Source organism: Streptomyces sp. NPDC060028, from assembly GCF_042736725.1.
Classification (GTDB): Bacteria; Actinomycetota; Actinomycetes; order Streptomycetales; family Streptomycetaceae; genus Streptomyces.
Map to the genome: position 1 here is coordinate 14046 of NZ_JBHWVJ010000061.1, position 23295 is coordinate 37340.

Annotated in this window: 23 protein-coding genes; 15 read left to right on the forward strand and 8 right to left on the reverse strand. The window is 71.9% G+C overall.

Features of this window, described 5'->3' with window-relative positions:
• Nucleotides 1–8: 8 nt before the first annotated feature.
• The 12 genes from pafA (at nt 9) to ACFWBF_RS26265 (ending at nt 11576) form a co-directional block, all read left to right on the forward strand.
• The gene (gene pafA, locus ACFWBF_RS26210) at nt 9–1370 is read left to right on the forward strand and encodes a Pup--protein ligase (RefSeq protein ID WP_030016332.1); all 1362 of its coding nucleotides are present in this window, start codon (nt 9–11) and stop codon (nt 1368–1370) included.
• A gap of 138 nt (nt 1371–1508) precedes the next feature.
• Nucleotides 1509–2447, forward strand: coding sequence for an FKBP-type peptidyl-prolyl cis-trans isomerase (locus ACFWBF_RS26215; protein WP_385606162.1), 939 nt, complete (start codon nt 1509–1511; stop codon nt 2445–2447).
• 28 nt (nt 2448–2475) lie between these two features.
• Nucleotides 2476–2871, forward strand: coding sequence for an FKBP-type peptidyl-prolyl cis-trans isomerase (locus tag ACFWBF_RS26220; protein ID WP_385606164.1), 396 nt, complete (start codon nt 2476–2478; stop codon nt 2869–2871).
• A gap of 129 nt (nt 2872–3000) precedes the next feature.
• On the forward strand, nt 3001–3957 hold the full coding sequence (locus ACFWBF_RS26225) for a helix-turn-helix transcriptional regulator (protein WP_385232481.1): 957 nt from the start codon (nt 3001–3003) through the stop codon (nt 3955–3957).
• Nucleotides 3958–4016: 59 nt separating this feature from the next.
• Entirely contained in the window at nt 4017–4985 is a 969-nt protein-coding gene (locus tag ACFWBF_RS26230; protein ID WP_385606165.1) for a helix-turn-helix transcriptional regulator, read from the forward strand.
• A gap of 16 nt (nt 4986–5001) precedes the next feature.
• Nucleotides 5002–5277 carry a hypothetical protein gene (locus ACFWBF_RS26235; protein WP_385606167.1) on the forward strand — a complete coding sequence of 92 codons (276 nt, stop codon included), beginning with the start codon at nt 5002–5004 and terminating at the stop codon, nt 5275–5277.
• Nucleotides 5278–5303: 26 nt separating this feature from the next.
• Entirely contained in the window at nt 5304–5525 is a 222-nt protein-coding gene (locus ACFWBF_RS26240) for a hypothetical protein (RefSeq protein WP_385606169.1), read from the forward strand.
• A 175-nt stretch (nt 5526–5700) separates the two neighbouring features.
• Complete coding sequence (gene tatA, locus ACFWBF_RS26245; RefSeq protein WP_385606171.1) at nt 5701–6003, forward strand: Sec-independent protein translocase subunit TatA; 303 nt, start codon at nt 5701–5703, stop codon at nt 6001–6003.
• 44 nt (nt 6004–6047) lie between these two features.
• On the forward strand, nt 6048–7004 hold the full coding sequence (gene tatC / locus ACFWBF_RS26250) for a twin-arginine translocase subunit TatC (protein WP_385606173.1): 957 nt from the start codon (nt 6048–6050) through the stop codon (nt 7002–7004).
• Between the two features lie 17 nt (nt 7005–7021).
• Complete coding sequence (locus ACFWBF_RS26255; protein ID WP_385606175.1) at nt 7022–7909, forward strand: diacylglycerol kinase; 888 nt, start codon at nt 7022–7024, stop codon at nt 7907–7909.
• A 58-nt stretch (nt 7910–7967) separates the two neighbouring features.
• Entirely contained in the window at nt 7968–10820 is a 2853-nt protein-coding gene (locus ACFWBF_RS26260; protein ID WP_385606177.1) for a DEAD/DEAH box helicase, read from the forward strand.
• A 90-nt stretch (nt 10821–10910) separates the two neighbouring features.
• The gene (locus ACFWBF_RS26265) at nt 10911–11576 is read left to right on the forward strand and encodes a helix-turn-helix domain-containing protein (protein WP_385606179.1); all 666 of its coding nucleotides are present in this window, start codon (nt 10911–10913) and stop codon (nt 11574–11576) included.
• Here the strand turns inward: ACFWBF_RS26265 and ACFWBF_RS26270 are convergent.
• The 4 genes from ACFWBF_RS26270 to ACFWBF_RS26285 all read right to left on the reverse strand — a co-directional run bounded on the left by ACFWBF_RS26270 (nt 11561) and on the right by ACFWBF_RS26285 (nt 16174).
• Nucleotides 11561–12529: an RluA family pseudouridine synthase gene (locus tag ACFWBF_RS26270; protein WP_385606181.1), complete on the reverse strand. Its 969-nt coding sequence runs from the start codon at nt 12527–12529 to the stop codon at nt 11561–11563. The genes ACFWBF_RS26265 and ACFWBF_RS26270 overlap by 16 nt on opposite strands.
• Nucleotides 12530–12547: 18 nt before the next feature.
• A complete protein-coding gene (locus ACFWBF_RS26275) occupies nt 12548–14089 on the reverse strand; it encodes a serine hydrolase (RefSeq protein ID WP_385606183.1) in 1542 nt (513 codons plus the stop codon).
• A 290-nt stretch (nt 14090–14379) separates the two neighbouring features.
• The gene (locus ACFWBF_RS26280) at nt 14380–15219 is read right to left on the reverse strand and encodes a siderophore-interacting protein (protein WP_385606185.1); all 840 of its coding nucleotides are present in this window, start codon (nt 15217–15219) and stop codon (nt 14380–14382) included.
• Between the two features lie 49 nt (nt 15220–15268).
• Entirely contained in the window at nt 15269–16174 is a 906-nt protein-coding gene (locus ACFWBF_RS26285; protein ID WP_385606216.1) for a 5'-3' exonuclease H3TH domain-containing protein, read from the reverse strand.
• A gap of 282 nt (nt 16175–16456) precedes the next feature.
• On the opposite strand from ACFWBF_RS26285, the gene ACFWBF_RS26290 reads away from it, so the two are divergent.
• Both ACFWBF_RS26290 and ACFWBF_RS26295 read left to right on the forward strand, forming a co-directional pair.
• Nucleotides 16457–17005 (forward strand): helix-turn-helix domain-containing protein, encoded by a 549-nt coding sequence (locus ACFWBF_RS26290; protein ID WP_385606218.1) that lies wholly within the window; start codon nt 16457–16459, stop codon nt 17003–17005.
• A 5-nt stretch (nt 17006–17010) separates the two neighbouring features.
• The gene (locus tag ACFWBF_RS26295; protein WP_385606187.1) at nt 17011–17736 is read left to right on the forward strand and encodes a helical backbone metal receptor; all 726 of its coding nucleotides are present in this window, start codon (nt 17011–17013) and stop codon (nt 17734–17736) included.
• A gap of 18 nt (nt 17737–17754) precedes the next feature.
• Here ACFWBF_RS26295 and ACFWBF_RS26300 read toward each other — a convergent pair whose 3' ends face one another.
• Complete coding sequence (locus ACFWBF_RS26300) at nt 17755–18894, reverse strand: TDT family transporter (protein ID WP_385606189.1); 1140 nt, start codon at nt 18892–18894, stop codon at nt 17755–17757.
• Between the two features lie 70 nt (nt 18895–18964).
• Here ACFWBF_RS26300 and ACFWBF_RS26305 point away from each other — a divergent pair, with 70 nt between their 5' ends.
• Nucleotides 18965–19897, forward strand: a complete 933-nt coding sequence (locus ACFWBF_RS26305; RefSeq protein WP_385606191.1) for a LysR family transcriptional regulator — start codon at nt 18965–18967, stop codon at nt 19895–19897.
• 196 nt (nt 19898–20093) lie between these two features.
• Here ACFWBF_RS26305 and ACFWBF_RS26310 read toward each other — a convergent pair whose 3' ends face one another.
• The 3 genes from ACFWBF_RS26310 to ACFWBF_RS26320 all read right to left on the reverse strand — a co-directional run bounded on the left by ACFWBF_RS26310 (nt 20094) and on the right by ACFWBF_RS26320 (nt 23235).
• Nucleotides 20094–20801, reverse strand: a complete 708-nt coding sequence (locus ACFWBF_RS26310; protein ID WP_385606193.1) for a gamma-glutamyl-gamma-aminobutyrate hydrolase family protein — start codon at nt 20799–20801, stop codon at nt 20094–20096.
• 37 nt (nt 20802–20838) lie between these two features.
• A complete protein-coding gene (gene eat / locus ACFWBF_RS26315) occupies nt 20839–22308 on the reverse strand; it encodes an ethanolamine permease (RefSeq protein ID WP_385606195.1) in 1470 nt (489 codons plus the stop codon).
• A gap of 180 nt (nt 22309–22488) precedes the next feature.
• Nucleotides 22489–23235 carry a FadR/GntR family transcriptional regulator gene (locus ACFWBF_RS26320; protein WP_385606197.1) on the reverse strand — a complete coding sequence of 249 codons (747 nt, stop codon included), beginning with the start codon at nt 23233–23235 and terminating at the stop codon, nt 22489–22491.
• Between the last annotated feature and the right edge of the window lie 60 nt (nt 23236–23295).

Consider the following 23295-nt stretch of genomic DNA (forward strand, 5'->3'; position numbering starts at 1 on the left):
GTTCAGTCATGGACCGCCGCATTTTCGGGCTGGAGAACGAGTACGGCGTCACGTGCACGTTCAGGGGACAGCGCCGACTGTCTCCTGACGAAGTGGCGCGCTACCTCTTCCGCCGTGTTGTGTCATGGGGCCGCAGCAGCAATGTCTTCCTGCGGAACGGCGCCCGCCTCTACCTCGACGTGGGTTCGCATCCGGAATATGCAACTCCCGAATGCGACAACGTGACCGAACTGGTCACGCACGACAAGGCGGGCGAGCGCATTCTCGAAGGTCTGCTCGTCGATGCCGAACGCCGCCTGCACGAGGAGGGAATCGCGGGCGACGTCTACCTCTTCAAGAACAACACCGACTCGGCGGGCAACTCCTACGGCTGCCACGAGAACTATCTGGTGGCCCGGCACGGAGAATTCTCCCGCCTGGCGGACATCCTCATTCCGTTCCTTGTCACGCGGCAGTTGATCTGCGGTGCGGGCAAGGTGCTGCAGACGCCCCGGGGCGCGGTCTACTGCGTGAGTCAGCGGGCCGAGCACATCTGGGAGGGCGTCAGCTCGGCCACGACGCGTTCGCGGCCGATCATCAACACCCGGGACGAGCCGCACGCGGATGCCGAGCGCTACCGCCGGCTGCACGTCATCGTGGGTGACTCGAACATGTCCGAGACGACCATGCTGCTCAAGGTCGGGGCAACCGACCTGGTGCTGCGCATGATCGAGGCGGGCACGGTGATGCGGGATCTGACCCTGGAGAACCCGATCCGGGCCATCCGTGAGGTCAGTCACGACATCACGGGCCAGCGCAAGGTGCGTCTGGCGAGCGGCCGCGAGGCGTCGGCCCTGGAGATCCAGCGGGAGTACTACGACAAGGCGGTGGACTTCGCCGAGCGCCGGGGAATCCGTACCGGCGTGGTGGACCAGGTGCTGGAGCTGTGGGGCCGGACCCTGGACGCGATCGACGCGGAGGACCTGGACCGGATCGGGACCGAGATCGACTGGGTGATGAAGTACCAGTTGATCGAGCGTTACCGGGCCAAGCACAACATGACGATGTCGAATCCGCGGGTGGCTCAGATAGACCTCGCGTATCACGACATCCACCGTCGGCGTGGGCTGTACTACCTGCTGGAGCGCAAGGGGCAGGCGGCGCGGATCTGCAATGACCTGAAGATCTTCGAGGGCAAGTCGGTGCCCCCGCAGACCACGAGGGCGCGGCTGCGCGGGGACTTCATCCGCCGTGCGCAGGAGCAGCGCCGGGACTTCACGGTCGACTGGGTGCATCTGAAGCTGAACGACCAGGCGCAGCGCACGGTGCTGTGCAAGGACCCGTTCCGTTCGGTGGACGACCGGGTGGAGAAGCTCATCGCGGGGATGTAGCGCGCCGGTGGCGGTGCGCACGTAGCGCGATGTGACATCGCACGGATCTGCCCAGGGCCTCGTACGCATCTCGTACGGGGCCCTTGGCACGGCTTAGAGTGGCGACGACCGTCCAGCCGTCTGAGATCTGAGGAACACGTGCGCCGACTTGCCGGCCTGCTTGTCGTACCCCTTCTGCTGCTGTCGACAGCAGCCTGTGGTGACAGCGGCTCCGACTCCGCCCAGATGAAGAACGGGGTGCCCGCGATCACGAAGGGCGCCAAGTTCGGGGAGACGCCCACCCTGTCGAAGGGGACGGGTGAACCGCCCAAGGAACTGAAGGTGGAGACCATCAGCGAGGGCACCGGCCCGGCGCTGAAGAAGGGCGACATCGCCCAGGTCAACTACGTCGGCCAGGTGTGGGACGGCAAGGAGCCGTTCGACGCCAGCTTCGGCAAGGGCAAGCCCTTCGACGTCACCGTGGGTGCCGGCCAGGTCATCAAGGGCTGGGACCAGGGACTCGAGGGCAAGAAGGTCGGCAGCCGTCTGGAGCTGGTGATCCCGCCGGACCTCGGTTACGGCGCCCAGGGTTCGGGCGACAAGATCAAGCCGAACGCCACGCTGGTCTTCGTCGTGGACATCGTCAAGGGCACCAGCGTCCCGGCCTCCGCCAAGGGCAAGGAGGTCGCGCAGGACAACAAGGACCTGCCGAAGATCGGCACGAACACGGACGGCAAGGAAGTCTCCGTGGCCGTCCCGAAGGACGCGACCCCGCCGGCCAAGCTGGTCTCGGACTACGTCCTGGAGAGCGACGGCGCGGTGGTCAAGGACACCGACAGCGTCGTGGTGAAGTTCAACGGGAAGACGTGGAAGGACGACAAGACCTTCGAGAGCACGTACTCCTCGGACACGACGGTGACCTGGCCGATGGATCAGCTTTCGGTCAAGGGTCTGAAGGAGGGCTTGGTCGGCAAGAAGGTCGGCAGCCGCATCCTGCTGGTCATCCCGCCGGAGCAGGGCTTCGGCGACAAGGAGCAGGGCACCATCCCGGCGAACTCGACGCTGGTCTTCAGCCTCGACATCCTCGCGGTGATGTAAGACTGTTCCGGTTGACCGTTTCGTACGTATGAGGAGCAGTTCCGTGAGCGACAAGCTCGAGAAGCCCGAGATCGACTTCCCGGAGGGCGAGGCCCCCAAGGACCTCGTGAAGGAGGACATCTGGGTGGGCGACGGCGCCGAGGCCAAGGCCGGCGACCGGGTCTCCGTCCACTACGTGGGCGTGGCCTTCTCCACCGGCGAGGAGTTCGACGCCTCCTGGAACCGTGGCTCCGCGCTGCAGTTCCAGCTCGGTGTCGGCCAGGTCATCTCCGGCTGGGACCAGGGCGTCCAGGGCATGAAGGTCGGCGGCCGCCGCAAGCTCGTGATCCCCGCGCACCTCGCCTACGGCGACCGTGGCGCGGGCGGCGCGATCGCCCCGGGCGAGACGCTGATCTTCGTCTGCGACCTGGTGAAGGTCGGCTGATCCGGACATCCGCGTTCAGTTGAGGGGCCCCCGCCGTCCGGTGGGGGCCCCTCGCTTTTGCCGGAGACCGCCGGGGCGGTACGGTCAACGGTCACGAGTGTGTACGTCGAGAACGGGGGACAGGCGTCGATGGCGATTGCCAAGGCCGAGCGGCTGATGAATCTGGCGCTGTGTCTGCTGGGGACCCGCCGGCCGCTGAGCAAGCGTGAACTGCGCGGCTCCATCGAGGCCTACATGGAAGCCGGCAACGACGAGTCCTTCAACCGGATGTTCGAGCGGGACAAGGACGATCTGCGCGAGCTCGGTCTGGTCATCGAGACGGTGGAGAACCTGGACGGCGAGACCGGCTACCTGGCCCGCCGTGACAGCAACCGGCTGCCGCCGGTGTCCCTGGACGCCGAGGAGGCCGCCGCCCTGGGGCTGGCGGCCAAGGTCTGGCAGCAGGCCCGGCTCGCCGGTGCGGCCAGCGGCGCCCTGCAGAAGCTGCGCGCGGGCGGGATGCCCGAGGCCGGCGACCCGTACGAGGGCCAGCACAGTGCCATCGAGCCGCGCATCCCGGTCCACGAGGCGGCCTTCGAGCCGCTGATGCTGGCCTGCCGGGACCGCCGGCCGGTGGTCTTCGACTACCGCAAGTCCACCGCCGCCCGGCCCGAGGCACGCCAGGTGGAGCCGTGGGCGCTGGAGTGCTGGCGGGGCCACTGGTACCTGGCCGGATACGACCGCGACCGCGGGGCGGAGCGCGTGTTCCGGCTGTCCCGGATCACCGGCAAGGTCCGCTCCCGCGCGGCCAAGTACACCGCGGAGGTCCCGGACGTGGTGACCGTACGGGAGACCGTGGCGAGCTGGGCCGGGGAGATGGCCGACCGCTCCGCGGTCATCCGGCTGCGGGCCGGCGCGGGCTACCCGCTGCGGGCGAAAGCCACCGCGGTGCGTGAGGGCGGCGACGGCTGGGACGAGCTGGAGATCCCGTACGGGCACGGGCTGGACGCCTGGCTCGTGGAGTTCGGCCCCGATGTCGTGGTGCTGGAGCCCGCCGACCTGCGGGCCGACGTGGTGGACCGGCTCCGCGCGGTCGCCAAGGGCTGACCCGGACACCAGCCGCCCGGAACATCTGTAGCAACGCCCTGAGGGGGAGACGTACCAGCATGGCTGCCAACGCCATCGACCAGACGCGCCGGATGCTGTCCCTGGTGACGTACCTGCGCGAGCGCCCCGGCGCGCACGTCGCCGACGTCGCGCGCGCCTTCGGGATCACCGAGGACGAGCTGATCTCGGACCTCGACGTCCTGCCCATGTGCGGGACCAGCTTCCGCGGCGGGGACCTGCTCGACATCGACACCGACGGGGAGCGCATCTGGTGGCGCAATCCGGACGCCTCGGGGGAGTCCACCGCCGAGCCGCTGCGGCTCGCCGCCGACGAGGCGACCGCGCTGCTGGTGGCCGCGCGCGCCGTGGCCACGCTGCCCGGGCTGCGCGAGAGCGACCGGGACGCGCTGCTGCGGGCCACCGCGAAGCTGGAGACCGCGGCCGGCGAGGTGGCCGGGGCCAGCGCACGGCTGTCGGTGACCTTCGAGTCCGAGGGCGGCGTCTTCGCCGACGTGGACCGGGCCATCTCCGAGCGACGGCGGCTGTGGCTGCGCTACTACTCTCCCGCGCGCGACGAGCTCACCGAGCGCACGGTCGATCCGATCCGGCTCTTCGCGGTGGGCCACACGTACATGGAAGGCTGGTGCCACCTCTCGGAGGCGCGGCGCACCTTCCGGCTCGACCGGGTCGCCGAGATCCGGCTGCTCGACGAGCGGGCCGAACCTCCCGCCATCGAGCCGCGCGACCTGTCCGAGGGGCTGGTGCAGCCGGCGGCCGAGGACCCGGAGGTCGTGGTCGAGGTGGGGCCCGGCGGCCGCTGGGTGGCGGAGTACTACCCGCACGACAGCGCCGAGGAGCTCTCGGAGGGCGGGCTGCGCATCACCCTGCGCAGCCCGGACCCGGCCTCGCTGCGCCGGCTCGCGCTGCGGCTGGGGCGTGAGGGACGGATCGTGGCGCCGGTGGAGCTGGCGGACAGCGCGCGGCAGGCGGCGCGGGAAGCCCTGGCGGGGTACGGGGAACAGGGCTGAGGGGGAGCGCCGAGCGATGTCGCCAACGGCAGGGACACCGGGAACGCCCGGGACATCCGGGGCATCAGGGACATCCGGGGCGCCGGTCGCCTTCAAGGCGGCCTGCCCCGACTGCCGTGCCCGTTTCGAGCTGGACGCGAGCGCCCTGCGCCTGGCCATCGGCGGCAGCCGGCGCGCCACCTTCTACTCCTTCACCTGCCCCGCATGCGGTGCCTCCGTACGCAAACCGGCCGGGGAGCGCATCGTGGAACTGCTGACCGGCGGCGGTGTGAGCACCCTGCGCAGCATCTGAGGCGGCCGGTGGCCTAGGCTCGTCCCATGCTGTGGCCGATGCTCGCAATTGCCCTGGGCTTCCTCGGGCTCGCCGTCCTGTCCGTACTCGCCGTGCGGGTGTTCGTGGAGGTACGGCGGCTGTCGGGCCAGGTCGCGGATGCCAGCCGCCGGATCGCGGACGCCTCGGGTGACCTGGAGCGGGCGGCGGGTGACCTGGAGCAGGCTGCGGGGGACCTGGCGCGCGCGGGCAGGGCCGCACGGCCGTAGCAATGGCGGGGCAACAGTCGTACTGTCGGACCCCCGCGCAAGCGGGGATACCCCCGGGGATTGCCTGGCGTTAACCCCCGGGGGTTACGATCCATGTCAGAGCGGCCGCCGGACCTTTGTCGTCCGGGTCGCCCGGCCACCACAACCAGCCGTTTCGGTGAGAAGGAAGACACACATGATCGGCAATATGAAGCCCCTTGAACTCCTTCTGATCATCGCTGTCATCGTGCTGCTGTTCGGCGCCAAGAAGCTTCCCGACATGGCCCGCTCGCTCGGCAAGTCGGCCCGCATCCTCAAGAGCGAGGCCAAGGCGATGAAGAAGGACGGCGAGGCCGACGACGTCGTCGTCGTGCCCCCGGTCGTCGCCGACGCCGCGCCGCAGCAGCCGGTCGTCGCCCCGCGCACCATCCAGGCCGCGCCCGGTGACGTCACCAGCGCCCGCCCGGTGAGCGAGCCGAACCACACCACGCAAGGCTGATCACCGGTCACACCGGTCATCTGCAACGAGACAAGGGACGTGGGTTGCTCAAGTCTGCCCGGAAGCAGGGGAAAGCGGACAAGGACGCCGAAGGGCGGATGCCACTTGTCGAGCACCTGCGTGAGCTGAGAAACCGTCTGCTGAAGTCGGTCCTGGCGATCCTCGTGGTCACCATCGTCGCGGCCGTCTACTACCGGCCGATCATCGACTTCCTGCTGGAGCCCATGCTCAGCTCCGTCGGATGTGTGGGCGGCGCGACGGTCCAGCGCGACGGCGCGCCCTGCGCCGAGATGACCACCAGCGGCCTGACCGCGCCGTTCTCCATCGCGCTGAAGGTCGGCCTCTCCGCCGGCATCGTGCTCTCCGCCCCGGTCTGGCTCTACCAGCTGTGGGCGTTCGCCGCGCCCGGCCTGCACAAGAACGAGAAGAAGTACGCGCTGAGCTTCGTGGCGGTCGGCGCGCCGCTGTTCCTGACCGGCGCCGTGCTCGCGTACAAGATCCTGCCCCAGACGGCGGAGATCCTCCTCGGCTTCACACCCGACCACGTCAAGAACCTGCTGCCGGTCGACGACTACCTCGACCTGGTCACCCGCATGGTCGTGGTCTTCGGCATCGCCTTCGAGCTGCCGCTGATGCTGGTGCTGCTGAACTTCACCGGGGTCCTGAGCGCCAAGCGCCTCGGCAGCTGGTGGCGCGCCATGGTCCTCGGCATCACCATCTTCGCCGCCTTCGCGACGCCCACCGGTGACCCGGTCACCATGCTGACGCTGGCCTCCCCGATCGTGGCGCTGTACTTCATCGCGCTGGGGGTCTGCCTCCTCAACGACCGCAGGCGCAAGAACAACAACCCCGACGCGGACCTCGACGACGACGAGGCCTCTTCGCTGGACCTCACCCCGGCCCCCCTCGACGAGGTCGAGACGGTCCCGGCGCCGAGCGCCCTGCCCGAGCAGGCCGACGGGGGCCGGCACCGGATCAACGGTTACGACGACGCGACCTGACAGGTACATTCCGGTGGGTGACCGCTGAGATCACCCTCTTCGTCAATCCCACCGCGGGACGCGGCCGGGGCGCGCACGCCGCGCAGCCGGCCGCTTCCGCGCTGCGGGCCGCAGGCTTCGCCGTACGGACGGTCGTCGGCGCCGACGCCGAGGACGCGCTGGCCCGGCTGCGCATCGCCGTCCGCGAGGGCACGGGCGCGGTGATCGCGGTCGGCGGCGACGGCATGGTCTCCCTCGCGCTGCAGGCGCTGGCCGGGACGCTGGTGCCGCTCGGAGTGGTCGCGGTGGGCACCGGCAACGACTTCGCCCGCTCGCTGGGCCTGCCCGTACGGGACCCCGCGCAGGCGGGCCGGCTCGCCGCCGAGGCCCTCAAGCAGAGCCGGATCCGGGAGATCGACCTGGGGCGCGCGGCCGGCAAGTGGTACGGGACCGTGCTGTGCTCCGGCTTCGACTCGCGGGTCAACGACCGCGGCAACCGGATGCGGCTGCCGGCGGGGCGCTTCAAGTACGACCTGGCGATGGTCGCGGAGCTGGCCGCCTTCAAGCCCTTCCCGTACCGGATCACCCTGGACGGCGGCCCGGTGATCGAGACCGAGGCCACGCTGGTGGCCGTCGGCAACGGGTCCTCCTACGGCGGCGGGATGCGCATCTGCGCCGACGCCGTCCCCGACGACGGACTCTTCGACGTCACGGTCGTCGGCGACTGCAGCCGCGCCACCCTCCTCAAGGTCTTCCCGCAGGTCTACAAGGGGACCCACCTCAGCCACCCGAAGGTCAGCGTGTACCGGGCGGCGAAGGTGACCCTGGAGGCCGCCGGGATCACCGCCTACGCGGACGGCGAACCGCTCGGGCCGCTGCCGGTGACCGCCGAGTGCGTACCCGCCGCGGTCCGGCTGCTGACGTAGCCGCCCACTTAAATGATCGCGACTGTTGTCAGGGGTGACGGGTAGGCTCGATACCAAGATGACCGAAGAACTCTCCCCCGCCGAGCGGTACGCCGCTGCCCGGATCCGCGCCGCCGAAGAAGCCACCGCCCTGGCTCCCTTCCGCGAGCTGTACGAATTCGACCTGGACCCCTATCAGGTCGAGGCCTGCAAGGCACTGGAGGCCGACAAGGGCGTGCTGGTCGCCGCCCCGACCGGCTCGGGCAAGACGATCGTCGGCGAGTTCGCCGTGCACCTCGCCCTCCAACAGGGCCGCAAATGCTTCTACACGACGCCCATCAAGGCCCTGTCGAACCAGAAGTACGCGGACCTCGTCAAGCGCTACGGCGCCGACAAGGTGGGCCTGCTGACGGGCGACAACAGCGTCAACTCCGAGGCGCCCGTGGTCGTGATGACCACCGAGGTGCTGCGCAACATGCTGTACGCGGGCTCGCAGTCGCTGCGCGGCCTGGGCTACGTCGTGATGGACGAGGTGCACTACCTCTCCGACCGGTTCCGCGGAGCCGTCTGGGAGGAAGTCATCATTCACCTCCCCGCTTCGGTGACCCTGGTCTCGCTGTCCGCCACCGTGTCCAACGCCGAGGAGTTCGGCGACTGGCTGGACACCGTGCGCGGCGACACCGCGGTGATCGTCTCCGAGGAGCGGCCCGTACCGCTGTGGCAGCACGTCATGGCGGGCCGGCGGATCTACGACCTCTTCGAGGAGGAGTCCGACCACGGCGGCCGCGGCTCCGCCCGCCGGGAGGTCAACCCCGACCTGCTGCGCATGGCGCGCGAGGAGAACAGCCGCACCTACAACCCGAAGGACCGGCGGCGCGGCAAGATGGTCCGCGAGGCCGACCGCGAGCGCGAGCGGCGCTCCCGCAGCCGGATCTGGACCCCGGGCCGTCCCGAGGTCATCGCCCGCCTCGACAACGACGGGCTGCTGCCCGCCATCAACTTCATCTTCAGCCGGGCCGGCTGCGAGGCCGCCGTCCAGCAGTGCCTGTTCGCGGGCCTGCGCCTCAATGACGACACCGCCCGGCTGAAGGTCCGTGAGATCGTCGAGGAGCGGACCGCCTCCATCCCCACCGAGGACCTGCACGTCCTGGGCTACTACGAGTGGCTCGAAGGGCTGGAGCGGGGCATCGCCGCGCACCACGCGGGCATGCTGCCCACCTTCAAGGAGGTCGTCGAGGAGCTGTTCGTACGGGGCCTGGTGAAGGCCGTCTTCGCCACCGAGACCCTGGCGCTGGGCATCAACATGCCCGCGCGCACGGTGATCCTGGAGAAGCTGGTCAAGTGGAACGGCGAGCAGCACGCCGACATCACCCCCGGGGAGTACACGCAGCTCACCGGCCGGGCCGGGCGGCGCGGCATCGACGTCGAGGGACACGCGGTCGTGCTGTGGCAGCGCGGCATGGACCCGGCGGCGCTCGCCGGGCTCGCGGGCACCCGTACCTATCCGCTGCGCTCCAGCTTCAAGCCCTCGTACAACATGGCCGTCAACCTCGTGCAGCAGTTCGGGCGGCACCGCTCGCGCGAGCTGCTGGAGACCTCCTTCGCGCAGTTCCAGGCCGACCGCTCGGTGGTCGGGATCTCGCGGCAGGTGCAGCGCAACGAGGAGGGCCTGGAGGGCTACCGGGAGGGCATGACCTGCCACCTCGGCGATTTCGAGGAGTACGCGCGGCTGCGCCGCGACCTCAAGGACCGCGAGACCGACCTGGCCAAGCAGGGCGCGGCGCAGCGGCGGGCCCAGGCGGCCGGTTCGCTGGAGAAGCTCAAGCCGGGCGACATCATCCACGTCCCGACGGGCAAGTTCGCCGGGCTCGCCCTGGTCCTGGACCCGGGCGTGCCGGCCGGGCGGTCCAACGGGCACCGCGGGCACGAGTACACCGAGGGTCCTCGTCCGCTGGTGCTCACCGTGGAGCGGCAGGTCAAGCGGCTCGCCGCGATCGACTTCCCGGTCCCCGTCGAGGCCATCGACCGGATGCGGGTCCCCAAGACCTTCAACGCCCGTTCGCCGCAGTCCCGTCGGGACCTGGCCTCCCAGCTGCGCGCCAAGGCCGGGCACGTCGCGCCCGACCGGCACAAGCGGGGCCGGGCCGCGGCGGCCGACGACCGCGAGATCACCCGGCTGCGCGCCGCACTGCGGGCGCACCCCTGCCACGGCTGCGACGAGCGCGAGGACCACGCCCGCTGGGCGGAGCGCTACCACCGCCTGCAGCGCGACACGCAGCAGCTGGAGCGGCGCATCGAGGGCCGGACGAACACCATCGCCCGCACCTTCGACCGGATCCACGCGCTGCTGACGGAGCTGGACTACCTGCGCGAGGACGCGGTCACCGAGCACGGCCGGCGCCTGGCCCGGCTGTACGGCGAGCTCGACCTGCTGGCCTCGGAGTGCCTGCGCGCCGGGGTCTGGGAGGGCCTGAGCCCGGCCGAACTGGCCGCCTGCGTCTCGGCGCTGGTCTTCGAGGCACGCCAGTCGGACGACGCGGTCGCGCCGAAGGTTCCGGGCGGCGCGGCGAAGGCGGCGCTCGGCGAGATGGTCCGCATCTGGGGCCGGCTCGACGCGCTGGAGGAGGAGCACCGCATCAACCAGGCGGAGGGCGTGGGCCAGCGCGAGCCGGACCTCGGCTTCGCGTGGGCGGCGTACCAGTGGGCTTCCGACAAGAGCCTGGACGAGGTGCTGCGCGAGGCGGAGATGCCGGCCGGTGACTTCGTGCGCTGGTGCAAGCAGGTCATCGACGTGCTGGGTCAGGTGGCCGCGGCGGCGCCGTCGTCCTCCGCTCCGCCGTCCTCGGAGGGCGGCAGCACGGTGGCGCGAAATGCCCGTAAGGCCGTGGACGCGCTACTTCGGGGCGTAGTGGCCTACAGCTCGGTCGGCTAGGGGTTTTTGGGGCTTCCTCCGAAAGTTGGGTTGGCCGGATCTCATCTCTTGCCATGATCGATTCGGCGTGCGCTGTGCGACGATCGGCGCATGAGTGGCGGAGCGGGAGAGGGTGCGAGACGGGTCGGTCGGCCGCGCGCCGATCAGCTGAGGCCGGACAGCGGCCGGCCGCCGCGCGAGGAACTCCTCTGTGCGGCGGCCGAGTTGTTCACCGTCCAGGGGTACGCGGCCACCACCACACGGGCGGTGGCCGAACGGGCCGGGATGCGCCAGGCCACGATGTACCACTACTTCGGCGGCAAGGAGGAACTCCTCGCCGAACTCCTGGAGTCCACGGTCGCCCCCTCGCTGGTGCTGGCCGGGCGGCTGCTGGCCGATGCGGACCGCCCCGCGGACGAGCGGCTCTGGGAGCTGTGCCGTTCCGATGTGCTGCTGCTGTGCGGGGGCCCGTACAACCTGGGCGCGCTCTATCTCCTGCCCGAGGTGGGCGGCTCGCGGTTCACCCGCTTCCGCCGGATGCGCCTCGAACTCAGGGACGCCTACCGTGCCTTGCTCGACAGCACCGCCGTCGGGGCCGAACTGTCGGGGGACAAGGCCGGGCTGGCGCTGCGCAACGACCTCGTCTTCGGGCTCATCGAAGGCGTCATGCTGATCCACCGCGCCGACCCGGCGCGACCGGTGGCCGCCTTCGCGGAGGCCACCGCCGACGCGGCGCTGCGGATCGCGGGCGTGGGCCGGCCTCAGTCTTCCCCCTGACCGGCTTCCCAGGCCTCCGGGTCGTGCCACGCCTGCAGGGCGCGGCCGCTCTCGAAACGGTGCGCCGCCCCGGTGACGGGATCGGTGAACTCCAGCACCTTGGCCAGCAGTTGCAGCGGACGGCGGTAGTCGTCCGGCGCCGGATCGGTGACCTGCGGATACACCGGGTCGCCGAGGATCGGCAGGCCCAGACTGTTCATGTGCACCCGCAGCTGGTGGGTGCGACCGGTGTGCGGGGTCAGCCGGTAGCGCCCCAAGCCGCCGCGGGACTCGACGAGTTCCACCACGCTCTCGGCATTCGGCTCCGCGTCCGGGACCTCCACGGCGGCGATGACCCCGCGGAGCTTCTCGATGTGGCTGCGCACCGTACGCGGCAGGTCGAGCCCCGGATCCAGGGGCGCGAGCGCCTCGTACTCCTTGCGGATCCGCCGCTCCTGGAACAGCGTCTGGTACGCGCCGCGGTCCTCGGGGCGGATGCTGAACATCACCAGTCCGGCGGTCAGCCGGTCCAGGCGGTGCGCCGGGCTGAGCTCGGGCAGGTCCAGCTCCTCGCGCAGCCGCGCCAGGGCAGTCTGGAACACGTGGCTGCCGCGCGGGGTGGTGGCCAGGAAGTGCGGCTTGTCCACCACGAGCAGATGCCCGTCGCGGTGGACGACACGGATCGGGAACGGCACGCGCGGCTCGGGCGGCATGTCCCGGTGGAACCACAGGTAGGCACCCGGCTCGTACGGGTCCCGCGCCCCCAGCACCCGGCCGCCCGCCCCGAGCACCCGGCCCGTGGCCAGCAGGTGGGCCATGGACTCGGCGCCGCGGGTGCCCGCGTAGCGCGCGGTGAGCCAGGTGCCGAGATCGGGCCAGGTCCCCTGGGGGTCGCCGGGGAGCCGCAGGCGGACGGGGTCGATGCCGGCGATCTGGGGGAGGGGCGAGTCGGGGGCCCGCTTGTGGCGTTTCATCGGGACCAGGCTATGCGGCTACTCCTGGGTGAAGGTGCCCAGGTGGTTGCCGTCCAGGTACTCCACGCGGACCGTGCCGTCGGAGAAGAACACCCCGGTGCGGCCCACCGCGTTCTCGCCGGAGGTCTCGAAGCTGAAGGTGTTCCCGTCGTAGTGGGTGAGCGGGAAGCGCATCGGCTTCGGGCCGAGGGCGAGGGTGAGGGCGCCGCCGGGGCCCGCCGTCACGGTGAGCCTGCCGTAGTAGGGGTTGTCGTAGGTCCCGGTGTACGCCGAGTCGTCCTGGGCCGGCTTCGCGCCCGACGGCGGATGCGCATAGTCGGTGGGGGAGCGGCCCGCCGTCTCCATCTGCGCGTAGGCGGCGCCGGCCAGGGCCAGCCAGTCGGTGCCCGGCTTGCCGTGCTCGGCCGTGTCGAAGAAGTCCAGGGCCACCGCGTCGGCGAGACCGACCGGGGCGCCGTTGGTCAGCACGACGATGCCGAGCCGTTCCAGCGGGAGCATCGTGACGTTGGTGTTGGCGCCGAGCTGGAAGGCCCCGGAGTGGCTCAGGCGCAGCCGGCCGGCGTCGTCGTAGGAGACGTTCCAGCCGAGCCCGTAGAAGGTGGGGCGGCCGCCGGTTCCGGTGGGCGGCTGCGAGACGATCTCGGGCAGGTGCGTACGGGCCAGGGTGTCCGCAGGGACGATCTGCTTCCCGTCGAGGGAGCCGCCGCCGAGCTGGAGCCGCATCCAGCGGGACAGGTCGCGGGCGGTGGAGCTGACACCGCCGGCCGGTGCCTGCGCGTCGGGATCGCGGACGAAGCGGGGGCTCCACGTGCCGTCGGGGTTCTTCACGTGGGTGGCGGCGTGGTCGGCGGCCTGCTCGAAGGCGGAGAACCGGGTGCTCGTACGGGTCATGCCGGCGGGCTTGAAGAGGGTGTCCTCGCTGAGCTTCTGCCAGCTCGTGCCCTTGGCCCTGGCGACGGCCTCGGCGGCGGCGGTGAAGCCGAAGTTGGTGTACGCGTAGCTCGCGCGGAACGGGGCCAGGGGCTCCAGGCGCAGGTGGTCGAGGACGTACGACTGGTCGTAGCCCAGGTCCTCCAAGAGGTCGCCGGCGTGGTCGGGCAGGCCGCTGCGGTGGGAGAACAGGTCGGCGGTGGCGACGTGATCGGTGACCCACGGGTCCTTGAGGGCGAAGCCGGGCAGCGCGGTGTGGCGGTCCCACTCGTCGGGGGTGGTGAGGGCGGCGGCCACGACCGTGGAGGAGACCGGCTTGGAGAGCGAGGCGATCTGGAAGACGGTGTCGGGGTCGACCTTGGCGCGCTCGCCGGTGCGGCGCAGTCCGAAGCCCTTGAGGTAGACCACCTTGTCGTCGTGGACGACCGCGACGGAGACGCCGGGGACGCCGGTGCGGGTCATCATGTCCGTGACGGTCGTGTCGATGCGGGTCACTGCCGTGTCGACCTGGGCGTCGGTGATCTGGGGCTTCGGGGCGGGCGGAGGGGAGGGGGCGGCCGTTGCCGTTGCCGTTGCCGCGGCCAGTAGGACGGCGGCGCCGGCCGAGCCGATGACGCGGACCGTGCGCATGGGGTCCATTGTCCCGCCGGACGGGCGAACGCGCGCGTTCCGTCCCGGTGGTGCGGCGCACATCCCGGGCTGCGCCCGGGCCCCTGGGGCTCCGCCCCAGACCCCGCGCCTCAAACGCCGGCGGGGCTGGATTTTGCCCGGCGGGCCCTGGATTGCCCGGTGAGGCTGGATTGCGCGGTGGGGCTGGATTGCGCGGTGGGGCTGGAACGCCCGGCGGCGCTGGATTGCCCGGTGGGGCTGATTTCCGCGCGGCGGGGCTGGGGCTTGCCCGGGGGCTTGGGGCGGTGGGGTCAGGCGGCTGCGCGGTGTTCCTGTTCGGCTTCGACCGCGGCGTTCCAGTCGCGCTTTATCGCGCGCCAGCCCTCGTCCGTTTCGCCCAGGCGCCAGTAGCCCGAGATGGACAGGCGCTCGCGGGGGATGCCGCGTTCCACGCGCAGGTGGCGGCGGAGCTCCTTGACGAAGCCCGCCTCGCCGTGGACGAAGGCGTGCACGTCCGCGGAGGGGAACCGCAGCGAGGTCACGGCCTCCACCAGGGCCTCGCCGATCGGGCGGGCGCCGCGGTGGATCCAGACCGGGACGATGCCGCACGGGGTGGCGATCTTCTGCTCGTCGTCCGGGCCCTCGACCTCCACGAAGGCGTGCACCTGAGCCCCGACCGGCATCCGATCCATCGCCGCGCCGATCGCCGGCAACGCGCTCTCGTCGCCGACCAGGAGGTGCCAGCCGGCCTTCGGCTCCGGGGCGTAGCCCCCGCCCGGGCCGAGGAAGCGTACGACTTCCCCCGGCTGGACGCGGGCCGCCCAGGGACCGGCCAGGCCCTCGTCCCCGTGCACGACGAAGTCCAGGGTCAGCTCCCGGTGGGCCGGGTCCCAGCAGCGCACGGTGTACGCCCGCTGGCGCGGCCACTGCTCGCGCGGGTGCGCCGAGCGGATCTGCTCCAGGTTCCAGGGCTCGGCGTAGCGGACGCCGTCGGCGGCGAAGAGCAGCTTGACGTAGTGGTCGGTGAACTCGCCGGCGCCGAAGCCGGCCAGCCCTTCACCGCCCAGCACGATCCGCACCATGTGCGGCGTCAACCGCTCGGTGCGCACGACGACTGCGGTGCCGACTGTACGGGCGCGTCCTTCTGCCACGGCGTCTCCCCTGACTCCCCAGAAACTTAGGATTACCTAAGTTAGCATCTCAGGGGCGCAGTGCGCTGCTCAGGCGCGACACAGCTCCGGTCAGACCCCACCGGCGCGCAAGAGCGTCCACCAGTTCCGGCTGCGCCGCGGCCGCGGGCAGGGCCGCGTCGAAGTCCGGCAGCGGGACGTCCGAGGCCACCTGGACCACCTTCGGGGCCACCGCCAGATAGGGCCGGGACTCGTCCAGCCGCTTGCGCTGGGTGGGGGTGAGCTTCGACTTCGGGTCGTCGATCGCGGCGAGGATCCCGGCCAGGGTGCCGTACGCGTCGAGGAGCTTGGCCGCCGTCTTCTCGCCGATGCCCGGGACGCCCGGGAGGCCGTCGCTGGGGTCGCCGCGCAGCAGCGCCAGGTCCGCGTAGCCGGGGCCGTCCACCCCGTACTTCTCGCGCAGCCAGGCCTCGTCCGTCATCTGCAGGGTGCCGACCCCCTTGAGCGGGTACAGCACGCGCCGCTCCTTGGCGTCGTCCACCAGCTGGTAGAGGTCCCGGTCGCCCGTGACGATGTCCACCGGACCGGTGGCGCGGGCCGTGAGCGTGCCGATCACGTCGTCCGCCTCGTACCCGGCGACCCCCACGCGGGCGATGCCGAACGCGTCCAGGGCCGCCTCGATGATCGGCACCTGCGGGGCCAGGGTGTCCGGGGTCTCCTCCAGGTCCGGGCCGGTGGCGGTCTCCTCGGCGACCCGGTGGGCCTTGTACGAGGGGATCAGCTCGACCCGCCAGTGCGGCCGCCAGTCGGCGTCCATGCACGCCACCAGATCGTCCGGCCGGTGGTCCTGCACCAGGCGCCCGATGAAGTCCAGCAGCCCGCGCACGGCGTTGACCGGGGTGCCGTCGGGGGCCTTCACGGAGTCCGGCACACCGAAGTACGCGCGGTAGTAGAGCGAGGCGGTGTCCAGGAGCATCAGGCGTCGTGTCGTCGTCACGACCACGATGATGCCGCACCCGCCGGACCCAGGGCCGCCGGGGAAACGCTCGATGCGCGGTGGGCGGGTCACCTCGTGCACGCGAAACCGGGGGCGGTAGCTGCGTAAGGTGCTTACAGCACACCCATGTGCGACGGACAAGGGGAGGGCAGCCCCGACATGAACGACAGGGACGGCACGCAGGACCTGTACCCAGCGGACGGCAAGAGCGACCGGAACGACAGGGACGACAAGCACAAGGACGCCAAGGAACCGCTCCGGGTGGGCGTGGCCGTGCGCAAGCGACGCCGCGCGCTGCACCTGACGCTCGCCGCCGTGTCGGCGCGCAGCGGCCTGTCGGTGCCCTTCCTGAGCCAGATAGAGAACGAGCGGGCCCGGCCCAGCATGCGGTCCCTGGAGCGGGTCGCGGACGCGCTGGAGACCACTGCCGTCGAGCTGCTGGCCGCCTCCGACACCGCGCGCACGGTCGACCTCGTACGGGCCGGCGACGACTCCGGGCTCACCCCGGTCCCGGGCGTACGGCCCCTCGTGCGCGGGCACCACCAACTGCACGCACTGGAGTTCACCGGGGACCAGGACGCGGGCCGCGAGTACCAGCACCGCAACGACGAGCTGATGTACGTGGTCTGCGGCGCGTGCCAGGTGGAGGCCGAGGGGCGGGCGTACCGGCTGGAGAGCGGCGACGCGCTGTTCCTCTCCGGCGGCGTACGGCACCGGTGGCGGGCCGTCACCGAGGACACCCGGATCCTCGTCGTCGCGGTCGGCGACCACATCCACGCGACCTCCGAACCGCCGGCGCCGGGGCGCTGAGCCGGATGCGGGTCGTCTCGCTGGTGCCGTCGCTGACCGAGGCGGTGGCGGTGAGCGCGCCCGGGCTGCTGGTCGGGGTGACCGACTGGTGCACGCATCCCGCGGACCTCGGGGACGCGGCGCGGATCGGGGGCACGAAGAATCCCGACGTACGCCGGATCGCGCGGCTGCGCCCGGACCTGGTGATCGCCAACGAGGAGGAGAACCGGGCCCCGGACCTGGCGGAGCTGCGGGCGGCCGGGGTGGAGGTGCTGGTCACCGAGGTACGCGGGCTGCCGCAGGCGCTGAGCGAGCTGGACCGGGTACTGGTGGGAGCCCTGGGGCTGAAGCGGCCCGAGTGGCTGGACCGGGCCGAGGCCGCCTGGGCGGACGTACGGCCCGTGGCGCCCGGCGCGGGGCGTACGGCCTTCGTGCCGGTGTGGCGCAGGCCGTGGATGGTGCTGGGCCGGGACACCTTCGCGGGCGATCTGCTGGACCGGCTGGGGGTGCGCAACGCGTACGCCGGGCACGCGGAGCGCTACCCGCGCGTGCCCGTCGAGGAGCTGGCCGCCGCCGACTGCGATCTGGTGGTGCTCCCCGACGAGCCGTACCGCTTCACGGAGTCCGACGGCCCGGAGGCGTTCGCGCCCCTGCCGGCGGCGCTGGTCAGTGGCCGCCACCTGACCTGGTACGGGCCTTCGCTGGCACGGGCCCCGGCGGTGCTGGGGGCCGCCTTGCGCGCGGCGCGGTGAACCTTTCCGGCCATAGCACTAGCGGGGTGCGGCCAGGAGGCGGCCGGAGAAGAGGCCGCGCAGGGTGTGGGTCGCGGCCAGGACCCAGGCGGTGAGCAGGGCCAGGAACAGTGCGGCGGCCAGCCAGGCGAAGGCGGTCAGCCCGGTGTGGTGGGCCAGGCCGGTGGCGCCGGTGACGCAGGTGCCGACGGGGAAGGTCAGGGCCCACCAGGTCATGGCGAACCCCATGCCGCCCCGGGCGGCCCGGACCAGCATCGCGACGGCCAGCGCCAGCCACAGCAGGGCGAATCCCATCACGGGGACTCCGTAGACGACCGCGAAGGCGCCGAACGCACCGGCGTAGGGGGCCGCGATCGACCGGGGCGCCATGTCGGCGAGCTGGTTGACGGCGGTGGTCGACTGCCCGAGGGGGCCCAGGACCAGGAACAGGGTCGGGGTGAGCGCCAGGGGCAGGGGCCCGTGCATGATCAGGCGGCCGAAGACCAGGGGGAGCATCAGCAGGGTGGCGAGCAGGCTGATGCCGAACATGGCGTAGCAGGCGAGCAGCAAGGCCTCGCGGGGCTGCCCCGAGGGCAGGTGGGGTATCAGCAGCGGGCCGACGGCGGCGGAGACCATGGGGGCGACCAGGGGGAGCAGCCAGACCGGGGTGGCCTGCCGGGGCTCGACCTTGTGGCGGACCACCATCAGGTAGGGCACGACGACGGCCATGAGCAGTCCGATCGCGGTGCCGACGGTGAAGAGGACCGCGTCCGCGGCGACGGCGGCCCGGACCCCGATCAGGTCCTTGCCGACGATCATGGTGCCGCCGCCGACGGCCAGCAGGGCCATCGCGAGGCATCCGTAGAAGGGGGCCACGGCGGGGTCGAGGAGATGGGCGCGGGCCTGATCGCGGTGGTGGAGCCAGTGCCCGGCGCGGGCGGTGAGCAGGACGGCGAGGGCGGCGGCGGACAGGGCCCAGAGAATCAGGCAGGCCACGCGCTGGCCGGGGAGCTGGTACGGGAGGGTCGCGCCGGCGTTCGCGATGATCGCCGTGCCCATGACGGAGGCGTACCAGTTGGGGCCGAGGTGGCGCAGCGCCGGTGCCTTGTGGGCGGGGGCGGCGGCGGTCTCGGGGGCCGCGGCGGGGGTGGTGTCGGATCGAACCAGGGTGGTGGCCATGGCTCCAGGGTTCCGCCGGGGCGGGCCGGGTGGCAGAGGTCATCTTCCTATGAGGGCATAAACTGCACTTATGGGTAATGAGGAGTGGGCGTCGCAGGTTCCGCTGGCGCACCGGGTACCGGATCTGGGCGCGCTGGAACTGCTGCTCGCGGTCGCGCGGATCGGCAGCCTGAGCGGCGCGGCCCGGCGCCTGGGCATCACCCAGCCCGCGGCGAGCAGCCGGATCCGCGCGATGGAGACCCGGCTGGGGGTGGCGCTGGTGGACCGTTCCCCGCGCGGCTCCACGCTCACCGCGGAGGGCGCGCTGGTCACGGACTGGGCGCGGCGGGTGGTGGAGGCGGCGGAAGCCTTCGACGCCGGTGCGCAGGCGCTGCGCGGGCGGCGCGACTCGCGGCTGCGGGTGGCGGCCAGCATGACCATCGCGGAGTACCTGTTGCCCGGGTGGCTGATCGCGCTGCGCGGGCAGCGGCCCGGGACGGCGGTGTCGCTGCACGCCGGGAACTCGGCGGTGGTGGCGCAGCGGGTCCTGGCCCACGAGGCGGACCTCGGCTTCGTGGAGGGGCTGACGGTGCCGGAGGGGCTGGACTCGGCGGTCATCGCACAGGATCGGCTGGTGGTGGCGGTGGCGTCGGGGCACCCGTGGGCGCGGCGGGCGAAGGGCGTGGAGGCGGCGGAGCTGGCGTCGACGCCGCTGATCCTGCGGGAGCGGGGGTCGGGGACGCGGCAGGTGCTGGACGCGGCGCTGGCCGGGTGCGGGGGTGTGGCGGAGCCGCTGCTGGAGCTGGCGTCGACCACGGCCGTCAAGGCGGCGGCGCTGAGCGGGGCGGGGCCGTGCGTGCTGTCGGAGCTGGCGGTGGGGGACGAGTTGGCGGGGCGGCGGCTGGTGGCCGTGCCGGTGGTCGGGGCGGCGCTGGACCGGGCCCTGCGGGCCGTCTGGCCGACGGGCTCCCGGCCGGCGGGCCCGGCGCGTGACCTGCTGTCCCTGACGCGCCGGGTCCCGTAGCACCGGTCGGCCCGCGCCGCCGCTGGGGCTCCGCCCAGCCCCGTGACGCCGTTCGCCCGCGCCGCCGCTGCCGGGGCTCCGCCCCGGACCCTGGGCCTCAAACGCCGGCGAGGCTGGATTTGGGCTGATGCCGCCTCTTGACGGGCTGATTGCCTGCAGGGCGATTGCAGCCCCGCCGACGTTTGAGCCCCGGGGGTTACGACACCAGGACCGTCGTGCGTGCGGTGGCCGCGGAGACGAGGGACGACATCACGCGGGTGTCCTTGTCCCGTTCCGGGTGCCACTGGACGCCCACGACCCACCGCGCCGGGTCCGCGAGTTCGATCGCCTCCACCGTCCCGTCGACCGCCTGGGCCGAGACGATCAGGTCGCGGCCCAGGCGGTCCACCGCCTGGTGGTGGTACGTCGGGACCTCCGCCTCCTCCGCCACCAGCGCCGCGTACCGCGTGCCCGGCACCGGCCGCACCGGGTGCCAGGAGGTGACGCCCGGGGCGTCCACGTGCCCGTCGATGTGCTGGTGCAGCGTCCCGCCCAGGGCCACGTTCAGCGCCTGCATGCCCCGGCAGATCCCCAGCAGCGGCATGCCGGAGGCGAGCGCCGCCCCGATCAGCGCCAGTTCCCAGTGGTCGCGGACCGTGGCGGGCGCTCCCGTACGGGGGTCGCGGGCGGCGCCGTAGTGGAGCGGGTCCACGTCGGGCCCGCCCGCGACGACCAGGCCGTCCAGCCGGCTCAGCACCTCCGCCGCCCTGCCGGGTTCGTCCGGCGGCAGCAGCACGGCCGCGCCGCCCGCCGCCTGGACGAGTTCGTAGTACCCGGTGGGGACGAGGGCGGTGGGAAGGTCCCACACCCCGTAGCGGGTGGACGCTTCCACGTAGGTGGAGATGCCGATGAGCGGCCTGTGCACGGTTGATACCTCCAGAGGGTGGATCGGGGCAAGGATTTCAGTCGCGGGACAGTTCCGCCTCCGCTTCCGCGAGAGCCGCGAACTCCTCCTCCGGCGCGGAGGCCACCAGGTGGTGCCGACTGTAGATCGCGAAGTAGGCGAGGGCGACGGCGTACACGGCCAGTGCGATGAATGCCGCGTCCTTGTCCACCAGGAAGGTGGCGACCAGGGCCGACAGGGCGAGTACGAAGGCCACCGAAGAGGTGGCGATCCCGCCCGGGGTGCGGTACGGCCGCTCCAGGTTCGGCTCGCGGCGGCGCAGGACGATGTGGGAGAGGGCCATCAGGGCGTAGCTGATGGTCGCGCCGAAGACCGCGATGTTCAGCATGCGCGGGCCGTTGCCGGTGGCGGCGGCCAGGGCGAAGCCGATCGCGCCGGGGATCAGCAGGCCCAGGTACGGGGCCTTGCGCTGGGAGGTCAGTGAGAGGAAGCGCGGCAGGTAGCCCGCCCGGGACAGGGCGAACAGCTGGCGCGAACCGGCGTAGATGAGGGAGAAGAAGGAGGCCACCAGCCCGGCGAGACCGGCGTAATTGACGAAGGTCTTCAGCCAGGAGAGGCCGGGGTTGCCCTCCAGGGCGACGACCAGCGGGTTGCCCGCGTCCTTGATGGCGTCGGCGCCCCGCGCCCCGGTCGAGGCGAGGAAGGTGATCAGCGCGAGCAGGATCAGGATGCCCATCGAGATCGACAGGGCGCGCGGCATGGAGCGCACCGGGTCCTTGGCCTCCTCGGCCGCCAGCGGCACGCCCTCGACGCCGAGGAAGAACCACATGCCGAAGGGGAACGCGGCCCAGATGCCGAGGATTCCCAGCGGCAGCCAGGAGCCCGAGCCGAAGGCGGTGGTGTCCACGGCGATGTCGTCGAGGTGGCCCGCGTCGAACTCGGTGAACGCGCCGAGCGCGAAGACGATCAGCGCGATCACGGCGATGGCGGTGACGACGAGGGAGAAGCGCAGGGCCTCGCCGACCCCCCAGAGGTGGATGCCGATGAAGATCGCGAAGCAGGCGAGGTAGACGGGCCAGCCGGAGGCGAGGCCGAAGAGGTCGAGGGACTCGACGTAGTCGCCGATGAAGATGGCGATGGCGGCGGGGGCGAGGATGTACTCGATGAGGATGGCGGTGCCGGTGAGGAAACCGCCCCAGGTGCCCAGCGCCCGGCGGGCGAAGCCGTAGCCGCCGCCGGCGGTCGGCAGGATCGCCGACAGCTCCGCGAGGGAGAAGACGAGGCAGGCGTACATCGCGCCCATCAGGGCGGTGGCGATGGCGAGCCCGCCGAAACCGCCCTGGGCGAGGCCGACGTTCCAGCCGGAGAAGTCTCCGGAGACGACGTACGCGACGCCGAGGCCGGTGAGCAGCAGCCAGCCGGCGCTGCCGCGGCGCAGGGTGCGGCGCTCCAGGTAGCCGTCGGTGCCCTCGGGGGACTTGGTGGGATCGGGTACGGCTGCCTGCCGTGCCGAGGTGTCGTCGGCCATGTGCGCTCCTGCCTAGGGCAATGGTTGTGGGGCGTACCTTTGCCGCTGGGGAGTGGCGGGCGCAAGACCCGTGCGTTAAACAGGGGTTACGAAAAGTTCTCCGGCTGCCGCCGGCGCGGCCGCCCCGTGTCCCCCGCCCCGCGTCCCGTGCCCCGCGTCCCGTACCCCGCTTTCCGTCGCTCAGGCCAGGAACCCCCGCAGCAGCGCCGCCGTGCCGCAGCAGTGCTCGCGCATCACCTCGCGCGCCGCGTCCGCGTCCCGTTCCAGCACCGCCTCCACCAGGGTGGTGTGCTGCTGCTGGGAGTGCTCCAGGTTGCGCACCAGCAGCGGGATGCAGTCCAGCAGGTCGTTCACGGTGGCCCGGACAGCCGCGTACTGGGCCGTCAGGGTGGCGGATCCCGCGAGTTCGCACAGGGCGAGGTGGAAGAGGGTGTCCTGGCGCCGGTAGGCGGCGAGCTGGGCGTCGTGGGTGGCGGTCAGTGCCCCGAGCAGCCGCTCCGCGCCCTCTTCGGTCAGCCCCTGGGAGGCGCACAGTCCGGCCGCGCCCACCTCCAAGACCTCGCGGAACCGCAGGACGTCCTCGATGTCCACGCCCGCGACCCGCCGGCGCAGCTCCTCCTCGGCGCCGCTCGCCGGGGTGTCGGGGCGGGGCAGCACGAACGTTCCGCCGTACCGTCCGCGCCGGGCCTCCACCAGGCCCTGGTCCTGGAGGACCTTCAGCACCTCGCGGAGCGTGACCCGGCTGATCCCCATCCGCTCGGCCAACTCCCGCTCCGGTGGCAGCCGTTCCCCGCCGGGCACCAGGCCCAGGCGGACCACTTGCAGGATCTGCTCCAGCGCCTCCTCGAAACCGCTGCCCGCCCGCACCTGGCGCAGTACGGGATTCAGCCGCGCGACGGCGCCGCCCTCACTCGCCGTATCGGTCATCTCGGCTCCTCCCCTTCCCAAGCAATGGTTCTATTCAATACCTTAGGCGCACTCGGCTCA